Below are 21,530 nucleotides of genomic sequence, written 5' to 3' on the forward strand. Positions count from 1 at the left end.
CGTTACTGCTTGTTGCTGCCAAACTCGGGGTAGGCTTCAAGGCCGCACTCGGCAATATCGACGCCTTCGTATTCTTCTTCAGCGCTGACACGAATGCCCATTACGGCTTTCAGAATGCCCCAGACGATCAGGCTGGCGATGAACACCCAGGCGAAGATGGTCAGGGCGCCAATCAACTGGCCGCTGAAGCTCACGTCACCGTTGGTAACCGGCACCAGCATCAGGCCGAGGAAGCCACACACGCCGTGAGCCGAGATGGCACCAACCGGGTCATCAATGCGCAGCTTATCGAGCGCAACGATGCTCAACACCACCAGGCCACCGCCCAAAGCTCCCCAGAGGGTAGCGGTCAATGCACTTGGTGTTGACGGTTCTGCGGTAATGACCACCAAGCCGGCGATGGCACCGTTCAACAGCATGGTCAGGTCGGCCTTACCGAACATCAGGCGAGCAACCGCTAAGGCGGTGATAGCACCACCGGCTGCCGCTGCGTTGGTGTTGAGAAAGACCATAGCGACCGAGTGGGCGCTGGCAATGTCGCCGAGCTTCAGTACAGAGCCACCGTTGAAGCCGAACCAGCCCATCCACAGAATCAGGGTGCCCAAAGCCGCCAACGGCATGTTGGCACCGGGAATGGCGCGAATCTCGCCGTTCGGGCCGTACTTGCCTTTACGCGCACCCAGCAAGAGAACACCCGCCAGCGCTGCGGCGGCACCGGCCATGTGAACAATGCCGGAGCCGGCAAAGTCGCTGAAGCCAAGGTCGCCCAGGTTATAGAGGCCAAACACGTCTTTGCCGCCCCAGGTCCAGCCACCTTCCATAGGGTAGATGACACCGGTCATGACGACCGCGAAGGCCAGAAAGGCCCAAAGTTTCATGCGCTCGGCAACAGCACCCGAGACAATTGACATAGCCGTGGCTACAAACACCACCTGGAAGAAAAAGTCGGACGCGCCCGAGTAAATGGAGCCGCCTTCAAAGCCGTCTTCACGGCTGGCGAAATCGCCCAGCACGGCGTCGACATCGACATCACCAATGCCCGCAAGGAACAGATTCCCGCCGTACATGATGGCGTAGCCGCACACCATGTACATGGTGCTGGCAACCGCAAACAAGGCAACGTTTTTGGTAAGAATTTCAGTGGTGTTTTTGGAGCGCACCAGGCCGGCTTCGAGCATGGCAAAGCCTGCGGCCATCCACATAACTAATGCGCCGCAAATAACAAAATAAAAGGTATCTATAGCATACTGCAGGTGAAAGACATTGCTTTCCATAGGAAGCCCTCCGCACAAGGCCCGTCAGGTATTTAGTTTTTTTGCGTTGGCTGAATCCGGGAGTCAGGCCGGTATCAGACCGCCTCTTCGCCGGTTTCGCCGGTCCGGATTCGGATCGCTTGCTGTAGTTCGGTCACGAAAATCTTACCGTCACCGATTTTGCCGGTATTGGCAGCTTTGGTAATGGACTCGATCACCTGATCCAGCAGGTTGTCGCCAATCGCGATCTCAACTTTTACTTTTGGCAGGAAATCCACCACGTATTCGGCACCGCGGTAGAGTTCGGTGTGGCCCTTTTGACGACCGAAACCTTTCACTTCCGTTACGGTTACGCCTTGCACGCCTATTTCGGATAGTGCCTCTCGGACATCATCCAGTTTGAAAGGCTTAATGATCGCTGTCACAAGTTTCATTGCTTTCTCCTTGGTAAAGCCATCTCAACTGTCTTTGTGGTTGAGTTCGGGATGCTGCCACCTCGCACATCAATTGTGCGGATCGTGTACAAGGTTTAGCATCAGGTATGCCAACGCAAAAAATTATAATAAAAACAACGTTCTGTTCGTTTCTTGTTTCAATTTGGCGCAGCCTGCTGCACCAAATCGGGGCGCTACGCCCCACTCTGACTCAGGGTTGAACCACCAGTGGGCAAGGCCTGGCTTCATTATACTGCCCAGTGGGTACAGTATGGCAGGGGCAGCGGTGTGATACACTCCTGACTGCATGAGTATTCGACGGGTAAACGGCCTGATCGAGCACAAACATTGAATCCACGAGGTATCACATGAAAGGCCCCCAAGATTTCTTCGCCCAGCTTCAAGGCCAGGTTGGCCAGTTTGTTCCCGATATGGCGCGGGCCGCCCGGGAAGATTTCGAAACCCAGGCCAGAGCAACGGTGATGACGGTACTGTCCAAGCTGGAGCTGGTAACCCGTGAAGAATTTGAAGGTCAGCAAGCCGTTCTGATGAAAACCCGTGAAAAAGTAGAAGCGCTGGAAAAGCGAGTCGCTGAGCTGGAGCAGAAAGCTCAGTCGTGATTTGTTTGTGATGCAGGCGCAGGACGCGTCTGACTCATATCTGCCCACCATGGAAGGTGATCATGTTAGCCATTGTCCATTCACGCGCCAGTATTGGCGTGTCTGCTCCCGAAGTAACCGTCGAAGTGCACTTGTCAGGCGGTTTGCCCGCGCTCTCGATAGTCGGCATGCCCGAAACCGGTGTACGCGAAAGCAAGGACCGTGTTCGTAGCGCCTTGCTGAACGCGGGCTTCGAATTCCCCGCTCGCCGAATAACGATCAATCTTGCGCCTGCTGATTTGCCAAAAGAAGGTGGCCGTTTCGACCTGCCCATTGCGCTCGGAATATTGGCCGCATCAGGGCAAATTCCGCCCGACAGCCTCAAACCCTTGGAGTTCATGGGCGAACTGTCCCTCGATGGTGCCTTGCGACCGCTCAAAGGCGTGTTGCCCGCGGTGCTGGCAGCCCGGGGAGCCGGGCGTTCACTTCTGATTCCACAAGCCAATGCAGACGAAGCCGCGCTCGCCAGCCAGGGTGATGTGTTGGCCGCAAGTCACATTCTTACGGTGTGCGAGCACCTGACCGGGCGAGCGAAATTGGTGCCCGTGCCAAAGCCGGAAGTGGATGCTGTCCATGCCTCGGAAGCAGAAAATGCCGCCGATCTCGCCGATGTGCGGGGCCAGCAGGTGCCTCGCCGGGCTTTAGAGGTCGCCGCAGCGGGTGGTCATAATGTGCTGTTTTTTGGCCCGCCGGGGACCGGTAAAAGCATGCTGGCGAGTCGGCTTCCGGGTATCCTGCCGGCGCTGGACGATGCAGCTGCCATGGAGGTGGCCAGTGTTCATTCCGTAGCGGGCCACCCACTGCAACCCGGCGGGTGGCGCCAACCGCCTTTTCGGTCGCCTCATCATACTGCTTCCGCGGTGGCTTTGGTGGGCGGTGGTGGCAGCCCCAGGCCAGGGGAGATCTCTCTGGCGCACCGCGGTGTGCTTTTCCTGGATGAGCTGCCCGAGTTCGAACGACGGGTGTTGGAAGTGCTGCGTGAGCCCCTGGAAACCGGGGAGATTTCGATCAGTCGCGCGGCCCGGCAAGTCACTTTTCCGGCAAAGTTTCAGGTTGTTGCGGCAATGAACCCGTGTCCGTGCGGTTACAGCGGTCATCCGAGTATTGAGTGCCAGTGTACGCCCAGTCAGGTCATGCGTTATAAATCCAAAATATCCGGCCCTTTACTGGACCGTTTCGATTTGCACGTTGAGGTGCCGGTGCAGGAAGGGGATGTGTTACTCCGCCAAGGCGAAGCCGGCGAGAGCAGTGCCAGTGTGAAACAGCGGGTGCTGCAAGCCAGAAAGCGCCAGCGCGATCGTGGCAGCTTGAACGCTTCGCTTGCGGGCAGGGCTTTGGACCAGGCGTGCCGGATCGATGACAGTAGCGAACAATTATTGGCTCAGGCCATGGAACGGTTGGGATTATCCGCCCGGGCTCTGCATCGGATTCTGCGCGTGGCGCGCACCTTGGCCGATCTGGAAGGGCAGGAACACCTGTCGAAACAACACCTGATCGAAGCATTGGGGTACCGGCAATTAGATCGGCAGCAAGGGCAAAGTAGTTTGGTGTCCGCTTGAAGCCTCGGACTCTGTTAAACTGTCCGGTAAATTTCAGCAATCAGATCCGCAGTGGCGGTTGAGGACAGCAAATGGCCGACCAGAACGACTCGCAAGATTCCAAAGGTGAAAATCCGATTACCACACGCCGTGGTGTGCGCAGCTTTGTGTTACGCCAAGGCCGGATGACCGAAGGTCAGAAGAAAGCCTTCGAGCGGAACTGGCCTAAGTACGGACTGACGCGGGAAGACGGCGTAATTGATCCCCGCGAAGTGTTTGGCCGCGACAGCATGCTGAATCTGGAAATCGGTTTCGGCATGGGCCGGTCACTGGCGGATATGGCAGAAGCCGCGCCAGAGCAGGATTTTATTGGTGTGGAAGTGCATCTGCCCGGGGTAGGTGCCTTGCTCAAAGAAGTGGATGACCGCGAGCTGGAAAATGTGCGGGTGTATAACATCGATGCCAATGATGTGATCGATTTATGCCTGCCGGATGCCTCTTTGGACCGTGTGATGGTGTTCTTCCCTGATCCCTGGCACAAAAAGAAACACCATAAGCGCCGCTTGGTTCAGCAGGAGTTCGTACAGCGCATTCGCCATAAATTGCGCGTGGGCGGTGTTTTGCATCTGGCTACGGACTGGGAGAACTACGCCGAGCACATGTTGGAAGTGATGGACGCGTCGCAGGGATTTGCCAACGTGCAGGAGCAGGGCGGTTATTCTCCTCGTCCGGACGACCGTCCGATTACCAAGTTTGAGCAACGTGGTGAGAAACTGGGCCATGGGGTTTGGGACTTGCTTTATTACCGCACCAATTAAATCCCCGTATGAACCCCGGCGTCACGAGGCCGGGGTTAACGGTTGCCGGCGGGCCGCGCGAAGAATAATAAGCCCCGCCAAGCCGAGTAATAGCCCCGTAAATTTAAGTAGTGAGAAGATACTGGCAACCATGCTCAGGCTGTCGTCGGGAGGGCTGAAGTTATTGAGCAGGGCAATGTTCTCGATAACATCACTGGTGCCGGCCACGATAAACAGCATGCGCACCCACTTGGCGATGATTCGTTCCCGTACGCCGGGGCGGTCGAGTGAGAACCTGCGGGTAAGCTGCAGTAACATCGCCAAATAGGCGGCGATGAAAGCAAAATCTACCCACAGAGACGCTCGAGCCATCGTCACGCTATCTGGCCGCCAGCTGGCTAAAATGGTTTGCGCCTGCTGAGCAGTGCCTGCCAGCTGAAAACTGATCATGCCTTGCGGTGCGCTGGCGGTTTTAAGCGGCTGGTTCATCACCAGAAGCGCTATGAACAACGCTGCACTGATTACCAGTGACGTCACCAAGGCTGATCCAAGGGGCCGCTTCGGGAGGTGCCGGGCTTGGTCCATCAGAGAAACTGCTCCAACAAGCTGTTGAGATACCGCTGGCCCCGTTCCGTGGTTTGGATCCGATCACCGACCAGCAGATTTTGTTTCCGCAATTGCTCAAGTTGTACCTCAACCGGGGCCAAGGGTAAACCTGTACGTTTTACGAACAGTTCTTCTGCGACACCTTGTTTCAGCCGTAACACGTTCATCATGAACTCCAGCGGCCGTTCCTTCGGTTCGATCTCTTCGCTGCCTGCCGTGCGTGAACCTATCCGGTTCAGGTAGGCTTCTGGTTGGCGGGTTTTCCAATAGCGGATGATCCGAGCATCGGCAAGGCTGATTTTTCCGTGCCCGCCGGCTCCCAGTGCCAGGTAATCCCCAAACTGCCAGTAGTTCAGGTTATGACGGCTCTCGTGATTCGGGAGGCTCCAGGCTGATACCTCGTAATCATCGAAGTTGTGAGCGCGCAGATATTCTGAACCCTGTCGATAGATCTCCCAAAGGCGGTCGTCGTCTGGTAAGTCCGGTGGGCGGGAGAAAAACTCGGTGTTGGGTTCAATGGTCAGCTGATACCAGGACAAGTGTGAGGGTTGATGGTCCAGCGCTTGCCGCAGGTCGTCCAATGCTTGTTCCGGAGTTTGCTCCGGTAAACCGTGCATCAAATCCACATTGAAATTGCTGAAACCCGCCGCTTTCGCAGTCTCAATCGCGCGATGAGCGGCGTTGGCATCGTGAATGCGCCCCAGTGTTTTAAGGTGCTCTTGATGAAAGCTCTGCACCCCGATCGAAAGCCGGTTAATGCCCGCTTGGCGGAAACCTTCGTAACGGCCTTCTTCCAAAGTACCGGGATTGGCTTCGAGTGTGATTTCGGCGTCGGGCGCGAAGCTCAGACGTTGGCGAAGCCCTTCGAACAAGCGCTGATAGAAATCGCTGGTCATGAGCGATGGCGTGCCGCCGCCGATGAACACGCTCTCAATCGGGCGGTCGCGAACAAAGCCTAGGTCGTGCTCAAGATCTTCCAGCAAGGCAGCAAGGTAGGCCGCCTCAGGTATGTCACCCCGAATTGCATGGGAGTTGAAGTCGCAATACGGGCACTTGCGCACGCACCAAGGCACGTGGATATACAGCGATAGCGGCGGATAGACCGAAACAGCAGAGGAAGAGGGCACGTTTAATGAATGCTCTTAAGTTGGTCTAGCAGGCTCGCCAGCGCGCGCCCGCGATGGCTGATGCGGCCTTTCTGTTCGCGTGTAAGCTCGGCGGCGCTGCAGTCGTGCTCGGGCGCGTAGAAAACCGGGTCGTAGCCAAAACCACCGTCGCCCTTGGGCTCGGAAAGAATGTATCCCGGCCAGCGGCCGTGGCAGATGATCGGTGTCGGGTCATCGGCATGGCGCAGATAAACCAGAACGCAGTGAAATTGCGCGCCACGCTCTTGTTCGGGCACATTTTTCAAGGCTTCTAATAGCGCTTCAACATTGTCTGCGTCTGTTTCTGCCGCACCGGCATAGCGGGCAGAGCGCACGCCGGGTTGGCCGCCGAGGGCGTCTACTGCCAGGCCACTGTCGTCGGCCAGAGCCGGTAAGCCGGTTTCACGGGCCGCGTGGCGGGCTTTCAAAATGGCGTTCTCAACAAAGGTAACGGCCGGTTCTTCCGCTTCACCAACACCGAGTTCGCCTTGGGCAACGGGGCTTAAGCCGAGCGGGCTGAGTAGTTCTGTCAGTTCGGCAATTTTGCCTTTGTTGTTGCTGGCAATAACGAGTTTCTGAGACATGGTTTTAGTCGTTGAACAAGGAGTGGGCGAAGCGCACCTTCAGGCCTTGTGGGTAGCCTGTGGGACGTGCCGTAATGTTAAAGGTCATCAATTCCGCCGGGCGATATTGATACTGGGCGATGAAGTAAACCGCGTCGCCTTCCTGAATCCGGCGAAAGGCCAGAAATTTGACCTGTTGGATGTCGTTGGCAACCTGGCCTTCCACCTGCCCGCCTACCGGTTGAGGCTGGCCGTGTTCATTGTCGGTCATGATGGAAATGTTCACCACGCCGATGCTTTTACTGCGCTGCAGGTTATTGGCTTTGGCAACTTCCGGAGTCAGCATGGTGCTGGGGAAAACGCTCCAGTGCAGTGTGTATTCGCCAAAATCTTTTTCGCCGGCTTGACCTTGGCTGGCTAACAGTAGCAGGCCAAAGGTGAGGGCCATAAAGCGGGTAACAGAACGAATAATCATCAGGTGTGCTCCCGTGTGATTCGATAAATCGCAATCTCGCCCAGCAGGTTTGGCCATGCACGAGCCAGCCAGCTGTTTTGATGTTGGCCGTCGACGACCCGGCGGCTTTTGATCTTTATCCCTTTCTGCCGGCACAAGGCTTCAAAATCTTTGAAGGTGCACAGGCGAATGTTGGGGGTGTTGTACCATTTATACGGCAACGCGTCTGATTCCGGCATGCGGCCGCTCAGAGCCAGGCCCCAGCGTAGGCGCCAGTGAGCAAAGTTGGGGAAGGTGACAATGCCTTCGCGGCCAAGCCGCAACATCTCGTCGATCACTTTGTCGGGTCTGCGTACGGCTTGCAGGGCCTGGGTCATCAGCACGATGTCGAACATGCCGTCACCGAAGTTGTCCAGGCCCTGAGTGTCCAGGTTCTGCTCGATCACCGATACGCCTTTGCCCATGCAGGTGGTGATGTGGTCCGGGTTGATTTCCAGACCAAAACCGGTGGCGTTGCGTTCTTGCTGCAGATAATGGAGCAGAGTGCCGTCGCCGCACCCGAGGTCGAGCACGTGGTGGCCGGGTTCTACCCATTGTTGGATGATTTCCAGATCGGCTCTCATGCGCCCACCTCCCGTGCTACCCGATCCATATACGCTGTGAACGCGTTGGTGTATCGGGGCGTTGGGATCAGAAACGCATCGTGGCCCCAAGGGGCATCGATTTCGGCGTAACTGACTTTCTTGCGAGCGGAAATCATGGCGTTCACCATTTCCTCAGAGCGGGCCGGCGAGAAGCGCCAGTCGGTACTGAACGACAGCACCAGGTACTCGCATTGGGCCGGCGCAAGTGCTTTCGAGAGATCACCGCCAAATTCGTAAGCGGGGTCAAAATAGTCTAAAGCACGAGTCATTAGCAGGTAAGTGTTCGCGTCGAAGCTTTCGGAGAAGCGTTCGCCTTGGTAGCGCAGATAGCTTTCAACCTGAAATTCGGCGTCGTATCCAAATTTGAACGCTTCTTCTCGCAGTTCACGGCCGAACTTCTCACCCATAGCCGCATCTGACAGGTAGGTGATGTGCCCGACCATGCGAGCCAGCATCAAACCGCGCCGGGGCAGGGTGCTCTCCTCATCATAGCGGCCGTCATGAAAATCGGTGTCAGAGGTGATGGCTTGGCGCGCGACTTCGTTAAACGCGATGTTCTGAGCGGTCAGTCGCGGTGTAGAGGCGACGATCACCGCATGACGAAGGCGGTCGGGATAGTCCAGGCTCCATTGTAGCGCTTGCATGCCGCCCAACGAGCCGCCGACAACCGCCGCCCACTGCTGAATGCCGAGGCGGTCAGCCAACCGGGCCTGACTTTTTACCCAGTCGGCAACGGTGATGACGGGGAAGTCCGGCCCGTAAAGTTTGCCTGTGCTGGGGTTGATTGAGCTGGGGCCGCTGCTTCCGTGACAACCGCCGAGGTTGTTCAGGCAAACCACAAAAAAACGATTGGTGTCGATCGGCTTACCCGGGCCAATGCAACTGTCCCACCATCCGGGTTTTTTATCGTCGTAGGAATGATATCCGGCGGCGTGGTGATGGCCACTAAGCGCGTGGCAAATGAGAACCGCGTTGCTGGCTTCGGCATTTAACGTGCCGTAGGTTTCCACGACCAGATCATAACTGTCCAAAGATTGGCCGCAGGCCAATTCGATGGGGGTGTCGAAATGAATGGTTTGCGGGCTAACGAGGCCCACGGAATCCGTAGGCAGGGAGTCGGGCATGAGCGTGTTGATATCCTGATCCAGTCCACATGAGTCAGGCAATAAGCCTGCGGTGGCGCAGAAGCTGGCGCCGATAGAGCAGTTTAAAGGCGGGGGGTGGTTGCTGCAACCGGCGCGTGCCGCCTGCAGCAACTTGGGGTTCAGGCGGAGCCGTAAATGTTGACGACTTTTTGCTGGATCATGGTCGGTGCTGGCTTGCGAATGTGACGCACCATGTTGTCGGCCAGTTCGAGCTGTTTGCGCAGGTCGGCGATGGCGTGCTGTAGGCGCGCCCTCTCGGCACGACTGTCGCGATCGTTTCGTACCAGATCTCTTAACCGGCTGATTTGATGCTCCAACAGCTGCTTTTGCTCCATCGAGTACTGGATAATTGGCAGCAAAGCTTCGTGCGGCCAGCGCCCAACGTCGGACCTTGCCCGGCTGTGTAGCGTTCGTGCTTCGCTTACCATCACATTGAAGAACCGGCGAATGAGCATTGACTGCTCAGACATCAGGTTTTTTGGGCTGATGCGGAAACGTCGCGCTTTTTTGCGCAGTTCGCGGACGGCGATGACATGGCGCCCGGCCCTGAGCGGGATAGGCTCCAAGTGTCTGGCGCGGGAATCTTCGTTGTAGCGTCGATAAATCGAGCCGACCATTTTCTCGGCCAATTGGCCTTCCGCAAGCAGGTTGCTCAGGTCGATTTCCAGCAGGTCGAAAAAGTGGTCCATCGCACGGACCATGCCGGCGGTAGACCAACTTTTCATCATGATCTCTCGCACTTTCTCGGCGTGGGCTTCAAAGCGTTTTTCGCTGACCAGGTTGTTCAGAATTTCACCTTGCGAGTCCATCAGGCGGCGAGACGAGCGCAAGGTGATCAACTTCTTGTAGTAGAAGTCGTAGTCTTTCTGCGCCCGTTCTGCGAGCCGGGCGAGCGCCGGTTTATCCAGTGCAGAGCCGGTGCAGGCCGCATGTTCTTCTTCCAGCGATTTCAGGCGGTACTGCATCGCTGCCTGACTGTTCTGCAGCATGCCCAGAAGGTCGCTGATGAGGTGCTGAGTAATCAACTGTTCTTTGTGGGTCAGGATGCGCTGAACAATCAGCTTCTCCAGCATTCCGAGATTCGAACGACCAAACAATTCGGAATCGTTTCGCACCCGCGCCAGCAAGCCTTGCTTGGCCGATAGTGGTAAAACATCGTGCTGCTTCATGCCGAGGTGTTCGGCGGTGTAGGTGCGTACTCGCTCGATAGACTCGTCGGTGTGGTTTTGACCCTGAATGTCGTCCCACAGCACATCTATTTTGTTCAACACAGCAAAGCGGCCAGCGCGATGGTCGGCATGGTCCGTGTTGATGTGCTCCTTCCAAATGGTCATGTCGCTGGCGGTAACGCCGGTATCGGCGCCGAGAACGAAAATCACCGCGTGAGCACGGGGAAGCATGCTCATAGTCAGTTCAGGTTCAGACCCTAGTGCGTTCAACCCCGGTGTATCGAGAATGCGCAGGCCGCGCTCAAACAGAGGGTGGCGAATACTGATCTGGGCATTGCGCCAGGCCGGTACCAAGACATTGCCAGGAAGGCTCGGGTCGGCTTCCAGCATGTCTTCGTCGAAACCTAGCTTTCGGGCTTCTCCGATCGACACGCTTTTAACCCGGGCAACCTCGGAGAGTACTTCACGCATCATCGTTGGGTTGTCTTCGGCCAGTTCGTGCCGAACCCAGTTTTCAGGCCGTTTGCGTTGTTGCTGCAGGGATAGCTCGCCAGTGCGGGTTTCGATCGGAAGCAACATGAGATAGCTCGTGTTGTTGGTGCGATCGAAGAACAATTCAGTGGGGCACATGGTGGTGCGGCCCGCTTCAGAAGGCAGCATTCGTTGGCCGTAGCTGGCAAAAAACAGCGCGTTAATCAGTTCGGTTTTGCCGCGGGAATATTCGCCCACGAAGGCGATCGTCAGTTCATCCTCAATCAGAAGTTCCAGCCCGTGGCGGATACGGGTGCTGATGTCTTCTGAAAAAAGGTTGTTGTCCTGCAGCCACAACCGGTATCGGCCGATCTGGCGGATCAGATCTTTTTTCCAGTCGTGGTAGGCTTCCACCTGCTGCGACAGTGTTCCCTGCTGGCTCATGAGGTAATCCTTTGGCGCGACGTTTGGGAGGTAGATGGTCCCAAATTAAATGTCGGCAATAATAGCCCGATTATCCAGCTGTGGTATGGCCGCGTTTACCGGTTGTGACGTTTGGCGCAAAATGACAAACAAAAAAAGGCCGGCGTATCAAAGAGTTGATGCGCCGGCCTCGAGATGTTTAAAGTCTAGGTATTATGTAACGATATGTATATTTGTGATGCAGGTTACATGCCGGCGCCAAGGAAGCCCATTCCGGCCGCAATTTTCATGTGGTTTAACACCACATCCAGCACGTTCAGAATCAGGAACACGATAATCGGCGATAAATCGAGCCCGCCCATGGACGGCATGATGTTGCGGACAGGGCGCATCACCGGTTCGGTGATCTGAACAACCAGCTGTATCGCCGGGTGCCCGCTCTGGGGCGCGATCCAGCTAACTACGACCACGGCAATTACCGACCAGAAGTAAATCTTTACGATCAGGCTGAGCACGTTCAATGTGCCCCACACCAGCAGCGTAAGCGGGTTAAAAGAAGGCATGCCCGAGTTGTAAATCAGCAGCATCAAAAAGAAGGTAATGGCTTGAATCAGGATCGCCAGCACCAGAGCGGCACCATCGATGCCTCCCCAGCCCGGGATGATTCTGCGCAAGGGCCGCAATGGTGGGTTGGTCGCTTTCACCACGAACTGGGAAATCGGGTTGTAAAAATCAGCCCTAGCCAGTTGCAGCAGGAATCTCAGCAGCACCACCGACATATAAAAGGTGGATGCAATCATCAGAATCGTAATCAGAATGTCTGCCAGCATGAAGCTGTGTCTCCGTCGCGGTTACTGTTTGTCTGCCAGTTCTTTTGACATCTCTTCAGAGCGTGTGAATGCGGCATCATAGGCTTTTTTCACCAAATCACGCATGCCGCCGTCTTCAAACGTGTTGATCGCTCGCTCGGTGGTACCGCCCGGCGACATCACGTTGCGTTTGAGTTGTCCGGGGTCATGTTCGCTGCGTGCCGCCATTTCGGCCGCACCCGCCATGGTCTGGATGGCAAGTTTACGGGCAGTGGCGGGATCTACGCCGGCATCGGTAGCGGCACTTTCCAGCGCTTCCAGCATCAGGAAGAAGTAGGCCGGGCCGCTGCCCGATAAGGCGGTAACGCCGTGAAGCAGGTTTTCGTCTTCGACCCAAAGCGCGGTGCCGATGCTTTCGAACACCGTTTGTACCATGGTTTTCTGTTCGTCCGACACCTTGTCATTGGCAAATAAACCTGCCGCGCCTTTGCCGACCAATGACGGCGTATTCGGCATCACGCGCACCAGCGGCAGGCCGCCACCGAGCCATTGGTCGATTGTCTCAGCTGTAAGTCCCGCTGCAATAGAAACAATCAGTGGCCGGGTGTTTTGCACGACCGGTGCAATGTCCCGGCATACGTCGGCCATAACCTGGGGCTTTACCGCAAGAACAACGATGTCGGCCTGTTCCACGCAGTAGCGGTTGTTTGTGCTGACGCTTACGCCAAACTGGTTTCGAACAGCTTGCAAGTGGCTGTCATCGGGCGCGCTGACCCAGACATTATCGGCTTCGAAGCGGTTATCCAGCATGCCTCCAATAATAGCGCTGGCCATATTGCCTGCGCCTATAAACGAGATGACGGGTGATTTGCTCAAGGTTCGCTCCAAGTGCTTACTCAGTAAATGGTCTGTTCCTGATGATAACAGGAACGCACGGATTCAGCTTAGGCTCTCTTTGACCGGCCGAGCGCCAAACAGGGCAGAGCCAACCCGAACCCAAGTTGCGCCTTCTTCGATAGCCGGTTCCAGGTCGCTCGACATGCCCATCGACAGCGTGTCGAGTTGCTGCGCACCGGGTAAGGTTTGGCCAAGTTGAGCCAGGGCATCGGCCAGTTTCCGAAAACTGCGTTTCAGGTCGGCCTCGCTTTGGTTCGGGTCCGGAATGGCCATCAGCCCTCTCAGGGCCAAATTGGGCAGTTCGCTGACCGCGGCCGCCAGTTCCGGGAGTTCGGATAACGAGCAACCGGATTTGCTCTCTTCATCGTTCACGTTCACTTGCAGGCAGATATTCAGCGGGCCGAGATCATCCGGGCGCTGTTCGCTGAGCCGGCGGGCAATTTTCAGACGGTCCACGCTGTGCACCCAAGAGAAGGCTTCGGCGATTTGACGGGTTTTGTTGGACTGGATCGGACCGATGAAATGCCATTCCAGAACACCCAGATCTTTAAGTGCTTCGATCTTGTCCAACGCTTCCTGCAGATAGTTCTCACCGAATGCCGTTTGACCAACCTCGGCTGCGGCACGAATATCTTCCGGCGGCCGGGTCTTGCTAACTGCCAACAACCGCACACTGTCGGGCTTGCGGCCGGCTTGCTGTGTTGCTTTTTGTATGCGTCGGGTTACGCTTCTGATGTTGTCTGCTATGCTGCTCATAGTGTGAGTTTGCCGCGTCTGTATTAAAAGAAAAAGCCTTCCGAGGATCCATATGGATATTACTGAACTGCTTGCCTTTTCGGCCAAACAAGGTGCGTCGGATTTGCACCTTTCAGCTGGCCTGCCCCCCATGATTCGTGTCGACGGCGATGTACGCCGGATCAACCTGCCTCCGATGGAGCACAAAGAAGTGCACGGGTTGATTTATGACATCATGAACGACAAGCAGCGCAAGGACTACGAAGAATTTCTGGAAACCGACTTCTCGTTTGAAGTTCCGGGAGTCGCCCGTTTCCGTGTTAACGCTTTTAATCAGAACCGTGGTGCCGGTGCCGTGTTCCGGACCATCCCCTCGAAAGTACTGACCATGGAAGATTTGGGCATGGGTCAGGTTTTCAAGGACATCGCCTCTGTGCCGCGGGGCCTGGTGTTGGTGACCGGGCCAACGGGTTCCGGTAAATCAACCACGCTGGCGGCGATGATGGACTACATCAACGATACCCGCTACGAGCACGTTCTGACTATTGAAGACCCTATCGAATTCGTACACGAATCGAAAAAATGTCTCGTGAACCAGCGGGAAGTCCACCGGGATACCCTCGGGTTTAATGAGGCTTTGCGCTCGGCCTTGCGGGAAGATCCGGACATCATTCTGGTGGGTGAGCTTCGAGATCTTGAAACCATTCGTTTGGCATTGACCGCGGCAGAAACCGGTCACTTGGTGTTCGGCACGTTGCACACCACCTCGGCAGCCAAAACCATTGACCGTGTTGTCGACGTGTTCCCGGCGGAAGAAAAGTCCATGGTCCGCTCGATGCTGTCGGAGTCGTTGCAGGCGGTTATCTCGCAGACTCTGATGAAGAAAATGGGGGGAGGCCGAATCGCGGCGCACGAGATCATGATCGGCACCCCGGCGATTCGGAACCTTATCCGTGAAGATAAGATCGCGCAGATGTACTCGTCGATCCAAACGGGTGGTTCACTCGGTATGCAAACACTGGATCAGTGTCTGGAAGGCTTGCTCAGAAAAGGGCTGATTTCCCGTGAAGACGCCCGTATGAAAGCGAAAATTCCGGATAATTTTTAAGCGTTAGCTACGATATTGAAACCAATAGGTATGAAAAATGGAGTTTGAAAAGCTGTTACGGCTAATGGTGGAAAAGGGCGGTTCGGACCTTTTTATCACCGCAGGTGTTCCGCCTAGCATGAAAGTGAACGGCAAGGTGTTGCCCGTCACGAAAAATGCGTTAACGCCGGAACAGACTCGAGAGTTTGTCTACGGTGCGATGAATGACAAACAGCGCGCCGAGTTCGACGAAAGCCACGAGTGTAACTTTGCCATCAGCGCCCGAGGCATCGGTCGATTCCGGGTGAGTGCGTTTTTTCAGCGCAACCTGTGCGGCATGGTGTTGCGACGCATTGAAGTGAAGATCCCGCAAATTGATGAGCTTTCATTGCCGGAAGTCATTAAAGACCTGGCCATGACCAAGCGAGGCCTGATCATGTTTGTGGGCGCGACCGGTACCGGTAAGTCCACTTCATTGGCGGCGATGCTTGGGCACCGTAACCGTAATAGCCGCGGGCATATTATATCTATTGAAGACCCCATTGAATTTATACACCAGCACCAAGGCTGCATCGTCACTCAGCGTGAAGTCGGTATAGATACAGAAAGTTTTGATGTGGCGTTGAAAAACACCCTGCGTCAGGCGCCGGATGTCATCTTGATTGGTGAGGTGCGTACCCGCCAGACCATGGAGTATTCGGTGCAGTTCGCGGAAACCGGTCACCTTTGTCTGGCGACGTTGCACGCGAACAACGCAAACCAGGCGCTGGACCGGATTATCCAGTTCTTTCCGCCGGAACAGCACAACCAGATCTGGATGGACTTGTCGCTTAATCTGAAAGCCATCGTGGCTCAGCAGTTGGTGCCAACGCCGGACGGTAAAGGCCGAAAAGCGGTTATTGAGGTATTAATCAATACACCTCTGGTGGCCGACATGATTCGTAAAGGCGAAGTCCACAAGCTTAAAGAGCTGATGTCGAAATCGAACGAAAGCGGTATGCAGACCTTCGATCAGGCGTTGTATAAGCTTTATTCCGAAGGCTCAATCACCTATGAGGACGCCTTGGCCCATGCGGACTCGGCTAACGATCTGCGCTTGATGATCAAGCTTGGCAGCGACGCAAAGGGCGCTGACAGCTTGTCGTCATCGGTCGATAAACTGACCATCCAGGACGACTGAATCTATCTGGCAAAAAGCCTCCAGTCGGGGGCTTTTTGCGTTTTAAATGTGGCAGAAACAATTAGCTTTGCAAATAAGTAGTTTTGGCATTTGAGGCCGTAACCCTCTGCTGCGTATACTCCGCGCAAACTAATAAGGAGACACCATGCACAAGAATACCAACGTACTCGTGAAGGCCATTCGTTTGGCCACTTTGGCTGCTGTTGCTGCCCCTGCAACCGTAATGGCAGGTGGTTTTTCATTGAACGAACAAAGCGCCAGCCAGATGGGCGTAGCCAACGCCGGCGCCGCCGCTAACCCTGAAAATGCTACTACCGTTTTCTTCAACCCGGCCGGTATGAGCCAGTTGTCTGGTACTAATATTTCTTTTGGTGCGGCGGTTTTGGATATTGATGCTGAGGCGAAGAGTGCCTCTGCCAGAAACTTTTTCGGCGAAGATGTACCAGGCTCCAAGGGTGGGGATATCGCAGATTTAGCGGTGTTGCCTAACTTCTATTTGACTCATGAAGTGAACGATTCCATCGATGTGGGTTTCGGGATTCATGCTCCTTATGGTCTGGCGGCTGATTATGATGATGACTTTGTTGGCCGCTACTTTGCGGATAAAACAGAGCTAACGGCAATATCCTTCTCTCCTTCCATTGCCCTAAACAATGGAAAAGGTCTGTCGATGGGCCTCGGCGTTAATATCATGTATGCCGAAGGACGCTTAACCAAGTTTCAAGATGTTCGGGGAGGCTTCCTGCAGGCCGGTATAGCTCAGGCTATGGCGCAGGCTGGTGTATCAGACCCTTCGTTGCTTCCTCCAGGCACGCTGGCTGCGATTCAAGCGGGAGCTAGTGCCCAAGCTGATGGATACGAGCAAGCGTATGGTACTCCCTATGCCGATATAGAAGGTGACGATGTCGCAGTAAACTTTCGGGTAGGCTTCTTATACGAGTTGAATGAGCGCACTCAGTTTGGTTTGTCTGCCCAAACTGGTACTGAATTCGATCTGGACGGTGACGTTAAAATCACCAAATTCCCGGTTCGTGATGGGCAGGGTGGGGTTTCACCGACGACTTTGACTGAAGACGTAACCGTGCCGCTGGCAATTCCTGAGAGCATCACCGTGGGTGCGAGGCATAAACTGACTGACACTGTTACGGTGTTGGGGGGAGCCACATACGCTCGCTGGGGCCGCTTTGAAGAACTGGACATTAACTCCAGAGAAGGCGCGAGCGGCAATGTTTCGGGAGCAACCGGTCGCACAGGCGACACTCCAATCACCCACATCACCGAAAAGTGGAAAAACACGTGGCAGTTCAACGTAGGTGGTATCTGGCAAGCCACTCCTGAGTGGGCTTTCAAAGCTGGTTATGCGTTTGATGAGTCGCCTGTGGATCAGTTCGTGACGGCACGTATTCCGTCTGAAGACCGCCATTGGCTGACGCTGGGTGCGCAGTGGAATGATGTTGCAAGTGGCTGGACTGTGGATGCAGCAGTTGGGACCCTGATCTTTGCGGACGACGTGAAGGTTAATGAATTCCAGTACCAGCACGACGCGCCGTCTCAGAAAGATCCGAATGCAGGTGCGTCTAACTACACTGGCGAATACGAACTCAGCGCCTGGAGCGCTGCGATTGAGGTCAGCAAAGCGTTCTAAGACATCGCTTAGCTAACCGCAATAAAAAACGCCCGGTTGAGGAAACTCACCGGGCGTTTTGCGTTAGTGGGCTTGATCCCAGTTATCACCAACGCCCGCTTCCACGAGCAGCGGTACGTCCAGTTTGGCGGCGGCAGACATGCGCTGTACCAAACCGTCACGAACTTTATCCACTGCCTCTTCGCGAACTTCGATGATCAGTTCGTCGTGCACCTGCATGGTCATCACGGCATCATCTGCGTGGTTTTTGTACAGCCACTGGTCCACATCAATCATTGCGCGTTTGATGATGTCGGCGGCAGTGCCTTGCATTGGTGCGTTGATGGCGGTGCGCTCGGCGGCCTGTTGCAGCTGTTTGTTACGGGCGTTGATCTCCGGCAGGTACAGGCGGCGGCCATACAGGGTTTCCACATAGCCGTCTTCGTGAGCTTGTTTGCGGATGTTGTCCATGTAACGCAGTACGCCTGGGTAGCGCTCGAAGTAGCGGTCGATGTATTCCTGAGCCACTTTCCGCTCTACCCCCAGCTGGCGGGCCAATCCAAAGGCGGACATGCCGTAGATCAGGCCGAAGTTAATGGCTTTGGCGCTGCGGCGCTGGTCGGAGGAGACTTCAATCAGGCTCACCCCGAATACTTCCGCGGCGGTCGCCTTGTGGATATCTTCGCCGTGCTCGAAGGCTTTTAGCAGGCCTTTGTCACCAGACAAGTGCGCCATGATGCGCAGTTCAATCTGCGAGTAGTCCGCCGCCAGCAGTTTGTAGCCTTCCGGCGCGATGAACGCCTGACGAATCCGGCGGCCTTCCAGGGTTCGAATCGGGATATTCTGCAGGTTCGGTTCTGAGGATGAGAGCCGCCCTGTAGCCGTCACCGCCTGATGGTATGAGGTGTGCACCCGGCCAGTTCGGTGATGGATCAGTTCGGGCAAGGTGTCGGTGTAAGTCGACTTGAGCTTGCTCAGGCTGCGGTGTTCCACAATCAGCCGGGGCAGTTCATGCTCGTGGGCAAGCTCTTGCAGCACGGGTTCCGCGGTAGACGGTGCGCCTTTTGGCGTTTTCTTGACGACCCGCAGCCCCAGTTTGTCGTAAAGAATCGCTTGCAGCTGTTTAGGAGAGCCCAGGTTAAAGGCTTCGCCGGCCACCTCATGGGCTTCTTTCTCAAGTTCGGCCATGCGCTCCGCCAACTCCTGGCTGTGCTGCCGCAGTGTACTGGCGCTGATCAGCGTGCCTCGCTGCTCCATGCGGGACAGCACCGGTACCAAAGGCAGGTCAATGTCCCGGTATACGGATTCGAGTTTGCCGGTTTCTTTCAGTTTAGGGTTTAAAGCATGGTGCAGGCGCAGAGTGATGTCTGCGTCTTCGGCGGCGTAGGGGCCGGCTTTTTCCAGATCGATCTGATTGAAGGTCAGCTGCTTCGCGCCTTTGCCTGCGATGGATTCAAAGCTGACGGTATCTTCGTCCAGATAGGCTTTGGCGAGACTGTCCATGTCGTGGCGAGTGGCCACAGAGTTAAGCACGTAAGACTCCACCATGGTGTCGTTGCCGATGCCATCAAGGTGAATGCCGTGATTCGCCAGTACGTTTTTGTCGTATTTCAGATTCTGGCCGATTTTCGCGTGCCTGGGGTTCTCCAGAAGCGGTTTAAGCTGGGCCAGCACGTCATCCCGGTCCAGTTGCTCGGGGGCGCCCATGTAATCGTGGCCAACAGGCACGTACGCCGCTTCTCCGGGTTCGATGGCGAAGGAGACACCGACGATTTCGGCATCCATATAGCGCAAGCTGGTGGTTTCGGTGTCGAAGGCAAATTCATCCGCAGCTTCCAGGCGTTTTACCCATGCATCGAACTCAGCCTGCTCGGTGATGACCGTATAAGTTCTTTCGATGGCCTGCTTCGGTTCGGAGGCGTCGGCAGTTGCCGGCTTGTCGCTGTCACGGTTTTCAAGTTCGGAAATCCAGCCGCGGAATTCGTATTCTTTAAACAGCTCCAGCAGTGCATCGTCGTTCTGTTCGCGGTCTTTCAGGTCTTCCAGACCAAATTCCAGATCCACGTCCAGCCGGATGGTCGCCAATTCACGGCTCAGGGGCAGGGTGTCGATGGCCTCGCGCAGGTATTCGCCAATCTTGCCTTTGATCTCGCTGGCGTGTTCGATCAGGTTGTCCAGGTCGTGGTATGCCTGAAGCCATTTGACCGCGGTTTTCGGGCCGCACTTGTTCACACCCGGAATGTTGTCTACCTTGTCGCCAACCAAGGCCAGGTAATCGATGATCTGCTCTGGCGTTACGCCGAATTTCTCGATAACGCCGTCGCGGTCCATGGCGGTTTCGGTCATGGTGTTGATCAGGGTGACGTGGTCGCTCACCAGTTGCGCCATGTCTTTGTCGCCGGTAGACACCACCACATCAATGCCTTTGTCGGTGGCCTCATAGGCCAGTGTGCCTATGACATCGTCGGCCTCGACACCGGGCACAATCAAAAGCGGCAGCCCCATCGCCTTTACAATCTCGTGGATGGGTTCAATCTGCATGGCCAGGTCTTCCGGCATCGGCGGGCGGTTGGCCTTGTACTCTTCGTACATCTCGTGACGGAAGGTTTTGCCCTTGGCATCAAACACCACCACGACTTTGGATTCAGGAAAGTCCTGGTCCAGTCGGCGCAGCATACTGACTACGCCTTTGATTGCGCCGGTGGGGTGGTTCTTGCTGGTGGTCAGCGGAGGCAGCGCGTGGTAGGCACGGAACAAATAGGACGAACCGTCTACCAGAACCACGGGTGGAGTTTTTTTCTCAGTCATGTCGATGCAAATCCGGATTCTGATTGAAGCGTGGGTTGGCTTATGCAACTCTTAAGAAGAGTGCAATTCAAAGCCTGAACGATGACTCAGAGGGTACCATGAAAATGAAACGAATCGCCTGTTCCACCCTGTTGTTGGGCTGTTTCTCTGTGCCGTTGATGGCTCAGGATGACGGGGCTTTGGATGCGACACCGGTGGAAACGCCAAAAGAGCCGCTGGTGATCACTGACTACCAACCCCCTGCAGGTGGTACCGAGATTGTGATTCGCCCGGGTGATGGCGAAGTGTTTTACGAATATCGGGTGAACGGGCAGCTGATGGAAATCAAAGTCGTGCCCGAGGTCGGGCCAGAATATTATCTGGTGCCTGCTGATGGCGGTGGTTGGGTGCAGGACACGGACTCGGACCTCCTTGTCCCCAGCTGGGTGCTGTTCCGCTGGTAACGACTCCTTTCTTCCAGACTAAACGCCGCCTAAATCAGGTTGATTTCGACTGACTTTGAGCGGCGGCTCTCCAGCCCTTCAACATCGACAGTGGTAATGGCGAACTCGTAAGCGCCCGGGGGTAGGCCGGTCAGCGGGTATTTGGTGTTGCTGGTGTCGGTAATCGGGATCACGCTGAAGCGGTCCTTGTACTTCAAGCGGTAATAGATCCGGTATTCGGCAATTTGCCCCACGGCAAGAGATGAGCCGTCTTCCCGCGTGAGCGGAGCGCTCCACACGAGTGTTTTTGGCAGGCTGAGCGACTGATTTGCCGGTGGGCGTTTGGAAAACGAGTCAGGCGTGTTCGTGAATGTGCCGCTGGTGTTGTCCTGAAGCTGTTTTGTTGGGGTGTTGGCCGGGGTTTCGGTGTGTTGGCTCTTTGCTGTATTTGATGAGCTTGCGCTGTCCTGACAGCCTGCCAACACAAGTGTTGACGCTATAAGTAGGGCCGCAAGCGACACTCGCCGCCGAACACCTGACCGGTGTGATGGGAAATTGTTCATGGTTTACTCGCATACGGGGTCTTGTGGAGATGCCCCTTAAGGTTCGCATGGAGCCTGAATACAACAGGGAGACGGGCCAGAAAAAGCAGCTGAGGATTATGCCC

General features: G+C 55.7%; 21 protein-coding genes. 7 read left to right on the forward strand and 14 right to left on the reverse strand.

The genetic code is table 11. From position 1 onward, the window contains the following. Positions 1 to 2: 2 nt before the first annotated feature. Both MWU64_RS11535 and glnK read right to left on the reverse strand, forming a co-directional pair. A complete protein-coding gene (locus MWU64_RS11535; RefSeq protein WP_247064544.1) occupies positions 3 to 1,274 on the reverse strand; it encodes an ammonium transporter in 1,272 nt (423 codons plus the stop codon). Positions 1,275 to 1,348: 74 nt separating this feature from the next. After that, positions 1,349 to 1,687: a P-II family nitrogen regulator gene (gene glnK, locus MWU64_RS11540; RefSeq protein ID WP_091997389.1), complete on the reverse strand. Its 339-nt coding sequence runs from the start codon at positions 1,685 to 1,687 to the stop codon at positions 1,349 to 1,351. 368 nt (positions 1,688 to 2,055) lie between these two features. On the opposite strand from glnK, the gene MWU64_RS11545 reads away from it, so the two are divergent. The 3 genes from MWU64_RS11545 to trmB all read left to right on the forward strand — a co-directional run bounded on the left by MWU64_RS11545 (position 2,056) and on the right by trmB (position 4,702). Further along, on the forward strand, positions 2,056 to 2,307 hold the full coding sequence (locus MWU64_RS11545) for an accessory factor UbiK family protein (protein WP_247064545.1): 252 nt from the start codon (positions 2,056 to 2,058) through the stop codon (positions 2,305 to 2,307). 62 nt (positions 2,308 to 2,369) lie between these two features. Next, entirely contained in the window at positions 2,370 to 3,905 is a 1,536-nt protein-coding gene (locus tag MWU64_RS11550; RefSeq protein WP_247064546.1) for a YifB family Mg chelatase-like AAA ATPase, read from the forward strand. Between the two features lie 71 nt (positions 3,906 to 3,976). Beyond that, complete coding sequence (gene trmB / locus MWU64_RS11555; RefSeq protein WP_247064547.1) at positions 3,977 to 4,702, forward strand: tRNA (guanosine(46)-N7)-methyltransferase TrmB; 726 nt, start codon at positions 3,977 to 3,979, stop codon at positions 4,700 to 4,702. 21 nt (positions 4,703 to 4,723) lie between these two features. On the opposite strand, the gene MWU64_RS11560 is transcribed toward trmB, so the two are convergent. From MWU64_RS11560 to MWU64_RS11605, 10 genes are all read right to left on the reverse strand, one after another. Then, on the reverse strand, positions 4,724 to 5,218 hold the full coding sequence (locus MWU64_RS11560) for a hypothetical protein (protein ID WP_348645556.1): 495 nt from the start codon (positions 5,216 to 5,218) through the stop codon (positions 4,724 to 4,726). 47 nt (positions 5,219 to 5,265) lie between these two features. Beyond that, entirely contained in the window at positions 5,266 to 6,414 is a 1,149-nt protein-coding gene (hemW, locus tag MWU64_RS11565; protein ID WP_247064549.1) for a radical SAM family heme chaperone HemW, read from the reverse strand. Positions 6,415 to 6,416: 2 nt separating this feature from the next. After that, a complete protein-coding gene (gene rdgB / locus MWU64_RS11570; RefSeq protein ID WP_247064550.1) occupies positions 6,417 to 7,016 on the reverse strand; it encodes an RdgB/HAM1 family non-canonical purine NTP pyrophosphatase in 600 nt (199 codons plus the stop codon). Positions 7,017 to 7,020: 4 nt separating this feature from the next. Then, on the reverse strand, positions 7,021 to 7,470 hold the full coding sequence (locus MWU64_RS11575) for a DUF4426 domain-containing protein (protein ID WP_247064551.1): 450 nt from the start codon (positions 7,468 to 7,470) through the stop codon (positions 7,021 to 7,023). Next, positions 7,470 to 8,072 (reverse strand): methionine biosynthesis protein MetW, encoded by a 603-nt coding sequence (metW, locus tag MWU64_RS11580; protein ID WP_247064552.1) that lies wholly within the window; start codon positions 8,070 to 8,072, stop codon positions 7,470 to 7,472. Before metW ends, MWU64_RS11575 begins: the two co-directional genes overlap by 1 nt. Next, the gene (locus MWU64_RS11585; RefSeq protein WP_247064553.1) at positions 8,069 to 9,217 is read right to left on the reverse strand and encodes a homoserine O-acetyltransferase; all 1,149 of its coding nucleotides are present in this window, start codon (positions 9,215 to 9,217) and stop codon (positions 8,069 to 8,071) included. The genes metW and MWU64_RS11585 overlap by 4 nt, the downstream gene beginning before the upstream one ends. A gap of 140 nt (positions 9,218 to 9,357) precedes the next feature. Beyond that, positions 9,358 to 11,322 carry a dynamin family protein gene (locus tag MWU64_RS11590; protein ID WP_247064554.1) on the reverse strand — a complete coding sequence of 655 codons (1,965 nt, stop codon included), beginning with the start codon at positions 11,320 to 11,322 and terminating at the stop codon, positions 9,358 to 9,360. A 224-nt stretch (positions 11,323 to 11,546) separates the two neighbouring features. Beyond that, positions 11,547 to 12,131, reverse strand: coding sequence for a YggT family protein (locus tag MWU64_RS11595; protein ID WP_247064555.1), 585 nt, complete (start codon positions 12,129 to 12,131; stop codon positions 11,547 to 11,549). Between the two features lie 21 nt (positions 12,132 to 12,152). Next, positions 12,153 to 12,986, reverse strand: coding sequence for a pyrroline-5-carboxylate reductase (proC, locus tag MWU64_RS11600; RefSeq protein ID WP_247064556.1), 834 nt, complete (start codon positions 12,984 to 12,986; stop codon positions 12,153 to 12,155). 63 nt (positions 12,987 to 13,049) lie between these two features. Then, positions 13,050 to 13,763 carry a YggS family pyridoxal phosphate-dependent enzyme gene (locus tag MWU64_RS11605; RefSeq protein ID WP_247064557.1) on the reverse strand — a complete coding sequence of 238 codons (714 nt, stop codon included), beginning with the start codon at positions 13,761 to 13,763 and terminating at the stop codon, positions 13,050 to 13,052. A 52-nt stretch (positions 13,764 to 13,815) separates the two neighbouring features. Here MWU64_RS11605 and MWU64_RS11610 point away from each other — a divergent pair, with 52 nt between their 5' ends. The 3 genes from MWU64_RS11610 to MWU64_RS11620 all read left to right on the forward strand — a co-directional run bounded on the left by MWU64_RS11610 (position 13,816) and on the right by MWU64_RS11620 (position 17,654). Beyond that, positions 13,816 to 14,850 carry a type IV pilus twitching motility protein PilT gene (locus MWU64_RS11610; protein ID WP_247064558.1) on the forward strand — a complete coding sequence of 345 codons (1,035 nt, stop codon included), beginning with the start codon at positions 13,816 to 13,818 and terminating at the stop codon, positions 14,848 to 14,850. 37 nt (positions 14,851 to 14,887) lie between these two features. Beyond that, on the forward strand, positions 14,888 to 16,009 hold the full coding sequence (locus MWU64_RS11615; protein ID WP_133006615.1) for a PilT/PilU family type 4a pilus ATPase: 1,122 nt from the start codon (positions 14,888 to 14,890) through the stop codon (positions 16,007 to 16,009). A gap of 145 nt (positions 16,010 to 16,154) precedes the next feature. Next, complete coding sequence (locus tag MWU64_RS11620; RefSeq protein ID WP_247064559.1) at positions 16,155 to 17,654, forward strand: outer membrane protein transport protein; 1,500 nt, start codon at positions 16,155 to 16,157, stop codon at positions 17,652 to 17,654. Between the two features lie 63 nt (positions 17,655 to 17,717). Here MWU64_RS11620 and polA read toward each other — a convergent pair whose 3' ends face one another. Then, positions 17,718 to 20,441, reverse strand: a complete 2,724-nt coding sequence (polA, locus tag MWU64_RS11625) for a DNA polymerase I (protein ID WP_247064560.1) — start codon at positions 20,439 to 20,441, stop codon at positions 17,718 to 17,720. A gap of 104 nt (positions 20,442 to 20,545) precedes the next feature. On the opposite strand from polA, the gene MWU64_RS11630 reads away from it, so the two are divergent. After that, a complete protein-coding gene (locus MWU64_RS11630) occupies positions 20,546 to 20,884 on the forward strand; it encodes a DUF2782 domain-containing protein (protein WP_247064623.1) in 339 nt (112 codons plus the stop codon). A 29-nt stretch (positions 20,885 to 20,913) separates the two neighbouring features. Here the strand turns inward: MWU64_RS11630 and MWU64_RS11635 are convergent, their stop codons facing one another. Next, on the reverse strand, positions 20,914 to 21,426 hold the full coding sequence (locus MWU64_RS11635; protein WP_247064561.1) for a fibronectin type III domain-containing protein: 513 nt from the start codon (positions 21,424 to 21,426) through the stop codon (positions 20,914 to 20,916). Positions 21,427 to 21,530 lie beyond the last annotated feature (104 nt).

Origin of the sequence: Marinobacter sp. S0848L (assembly GCF_023016065.1) — a bacterium.
In the GTDB taxonomy this organism is placed as follows: Bacteria; Pseudomonadota; Gammaproteobacteria; order Pseudomonadales; family Oleiphilaceae; genus Marinobacter.

Coding starts and splice junctions, on each gene's coding strand:
- MWU64_RS11535 (WP_247064544.1), bottom strand. CDS start 1,274: ATGGAAAGCAATGTCTTTCACCTGCAGTATGCTATAGATACCTTTTAT.
- glnK (WP_091997389.1), bottom strand. CDS start 1,687: ATGAAACTTGTGACAGCGATCATTAAGCCTTTCAAACTGGATGATGTC.
- MWU64_RS11545 (WP_247064545.1), top strand. CDS start 2,056: ATGAAAGGCCCCCAAGATTTCTTCGCCCAGCTTCAAGGCCAGGTTGGC.
- MWU64_RS11550 (WP_247064546.1), top strand. CDS start 2,370: ATGTTAGCCATTGTCCATTCACGCGCCAGTATTGGCGTGTCTGCTCCC.
- trmB (WP_247064547.1), top strand. CDS start 3,977: ATGGCCGACCAGAACGACTCGCAAGATTCCAAAGGTGAAAATCCGATT.
- rdgB (WP_247064550.1), bottom strand. CDS start 7,016: ATGTCTCAGAAACTCGTTATTGCCAGCAACAACAAAGGCAAAATTGCC.
- MWU64_RS11575 (WP_247064551.1), bottom strand. CDS start 7,470: ATGATTATTCGTTCTGTTACCCGCTTTATGGCCCTCACCTTTGGCCTG.
- metW (WP_247064552.1), bottom strand. CDS start 8,072: ATGAGAGCCGATCTGGAAATCATCCAACAATGGGTAGAACCCGGCCAC.
- MWU64_RS11585 (WP_247064553.1), bottom strand. CDS start 9,217: ATGCCCGACTCCCTGCCTACGGATTCCGTGGGCCTCGTTAGCCCGCAA.
- MWU64_RS11590 (WP_247064554.1), bottom strand. CDS start 11,322: ATGAGCCAGCAGGGAACACTGTCGCAGCAGGTGGAAGCCTACCACGAC.
- MWU64_RS11595 (WP_247064555.1), bottom strand. CDS start 12,131: ATGCTGGCAGACATTCTGATTACGATTCTGATGATTGCATCCACCTTT.
- MWU64_RS11605 (WP_247064557.1), bottom strand. CDS start 13,763: ATGAGCAGCATAGCAGACAACATCAGAAGCGTAACCCGACGCATACAA.
- MWU64_RS11610 (WP_247064558.1), top strand. CDS start 13,816: ATGGATATTACTGAACTGCTTGCCTTTTCGGCCAAACAAGGTGCGTCG.
- MWU64_RS11615 (WP_133006615.1), top strand. CDS start 14,888: ATGGAGTTTGAAAAGCTGTTACGGCTAATGGTGGAAAAGGGCGGTTCG.
- MWU64_RS11620 (WP_247064559.1), top strand. CDS start 16,155: ATGCACAAGAATACCAACGTACTCGTGAAGGCCATTCGTTTGGCCACT.
- polA (WP_247064560.1), bottom strand. CDS start 20,441: ATGACTGAGAAAAAAACTCCACCCGTGGTTCTGGTAGACGGTTCGTCC.
- MWU64_RS11630 (WP_247064623.1), top strand. CDS start 20,546: ATGAAACGAATCGCCTGTTCCACCCTGTTGTTGGGCTGTTTCTCTGTG.
- MWU64_RS11635 (WP_247064561.1), bottom strand. CDS start 21,426: ATGAACAATTTCCCATCACACCGGTCAGGTGTTCGGCGGCGAGTGTCG.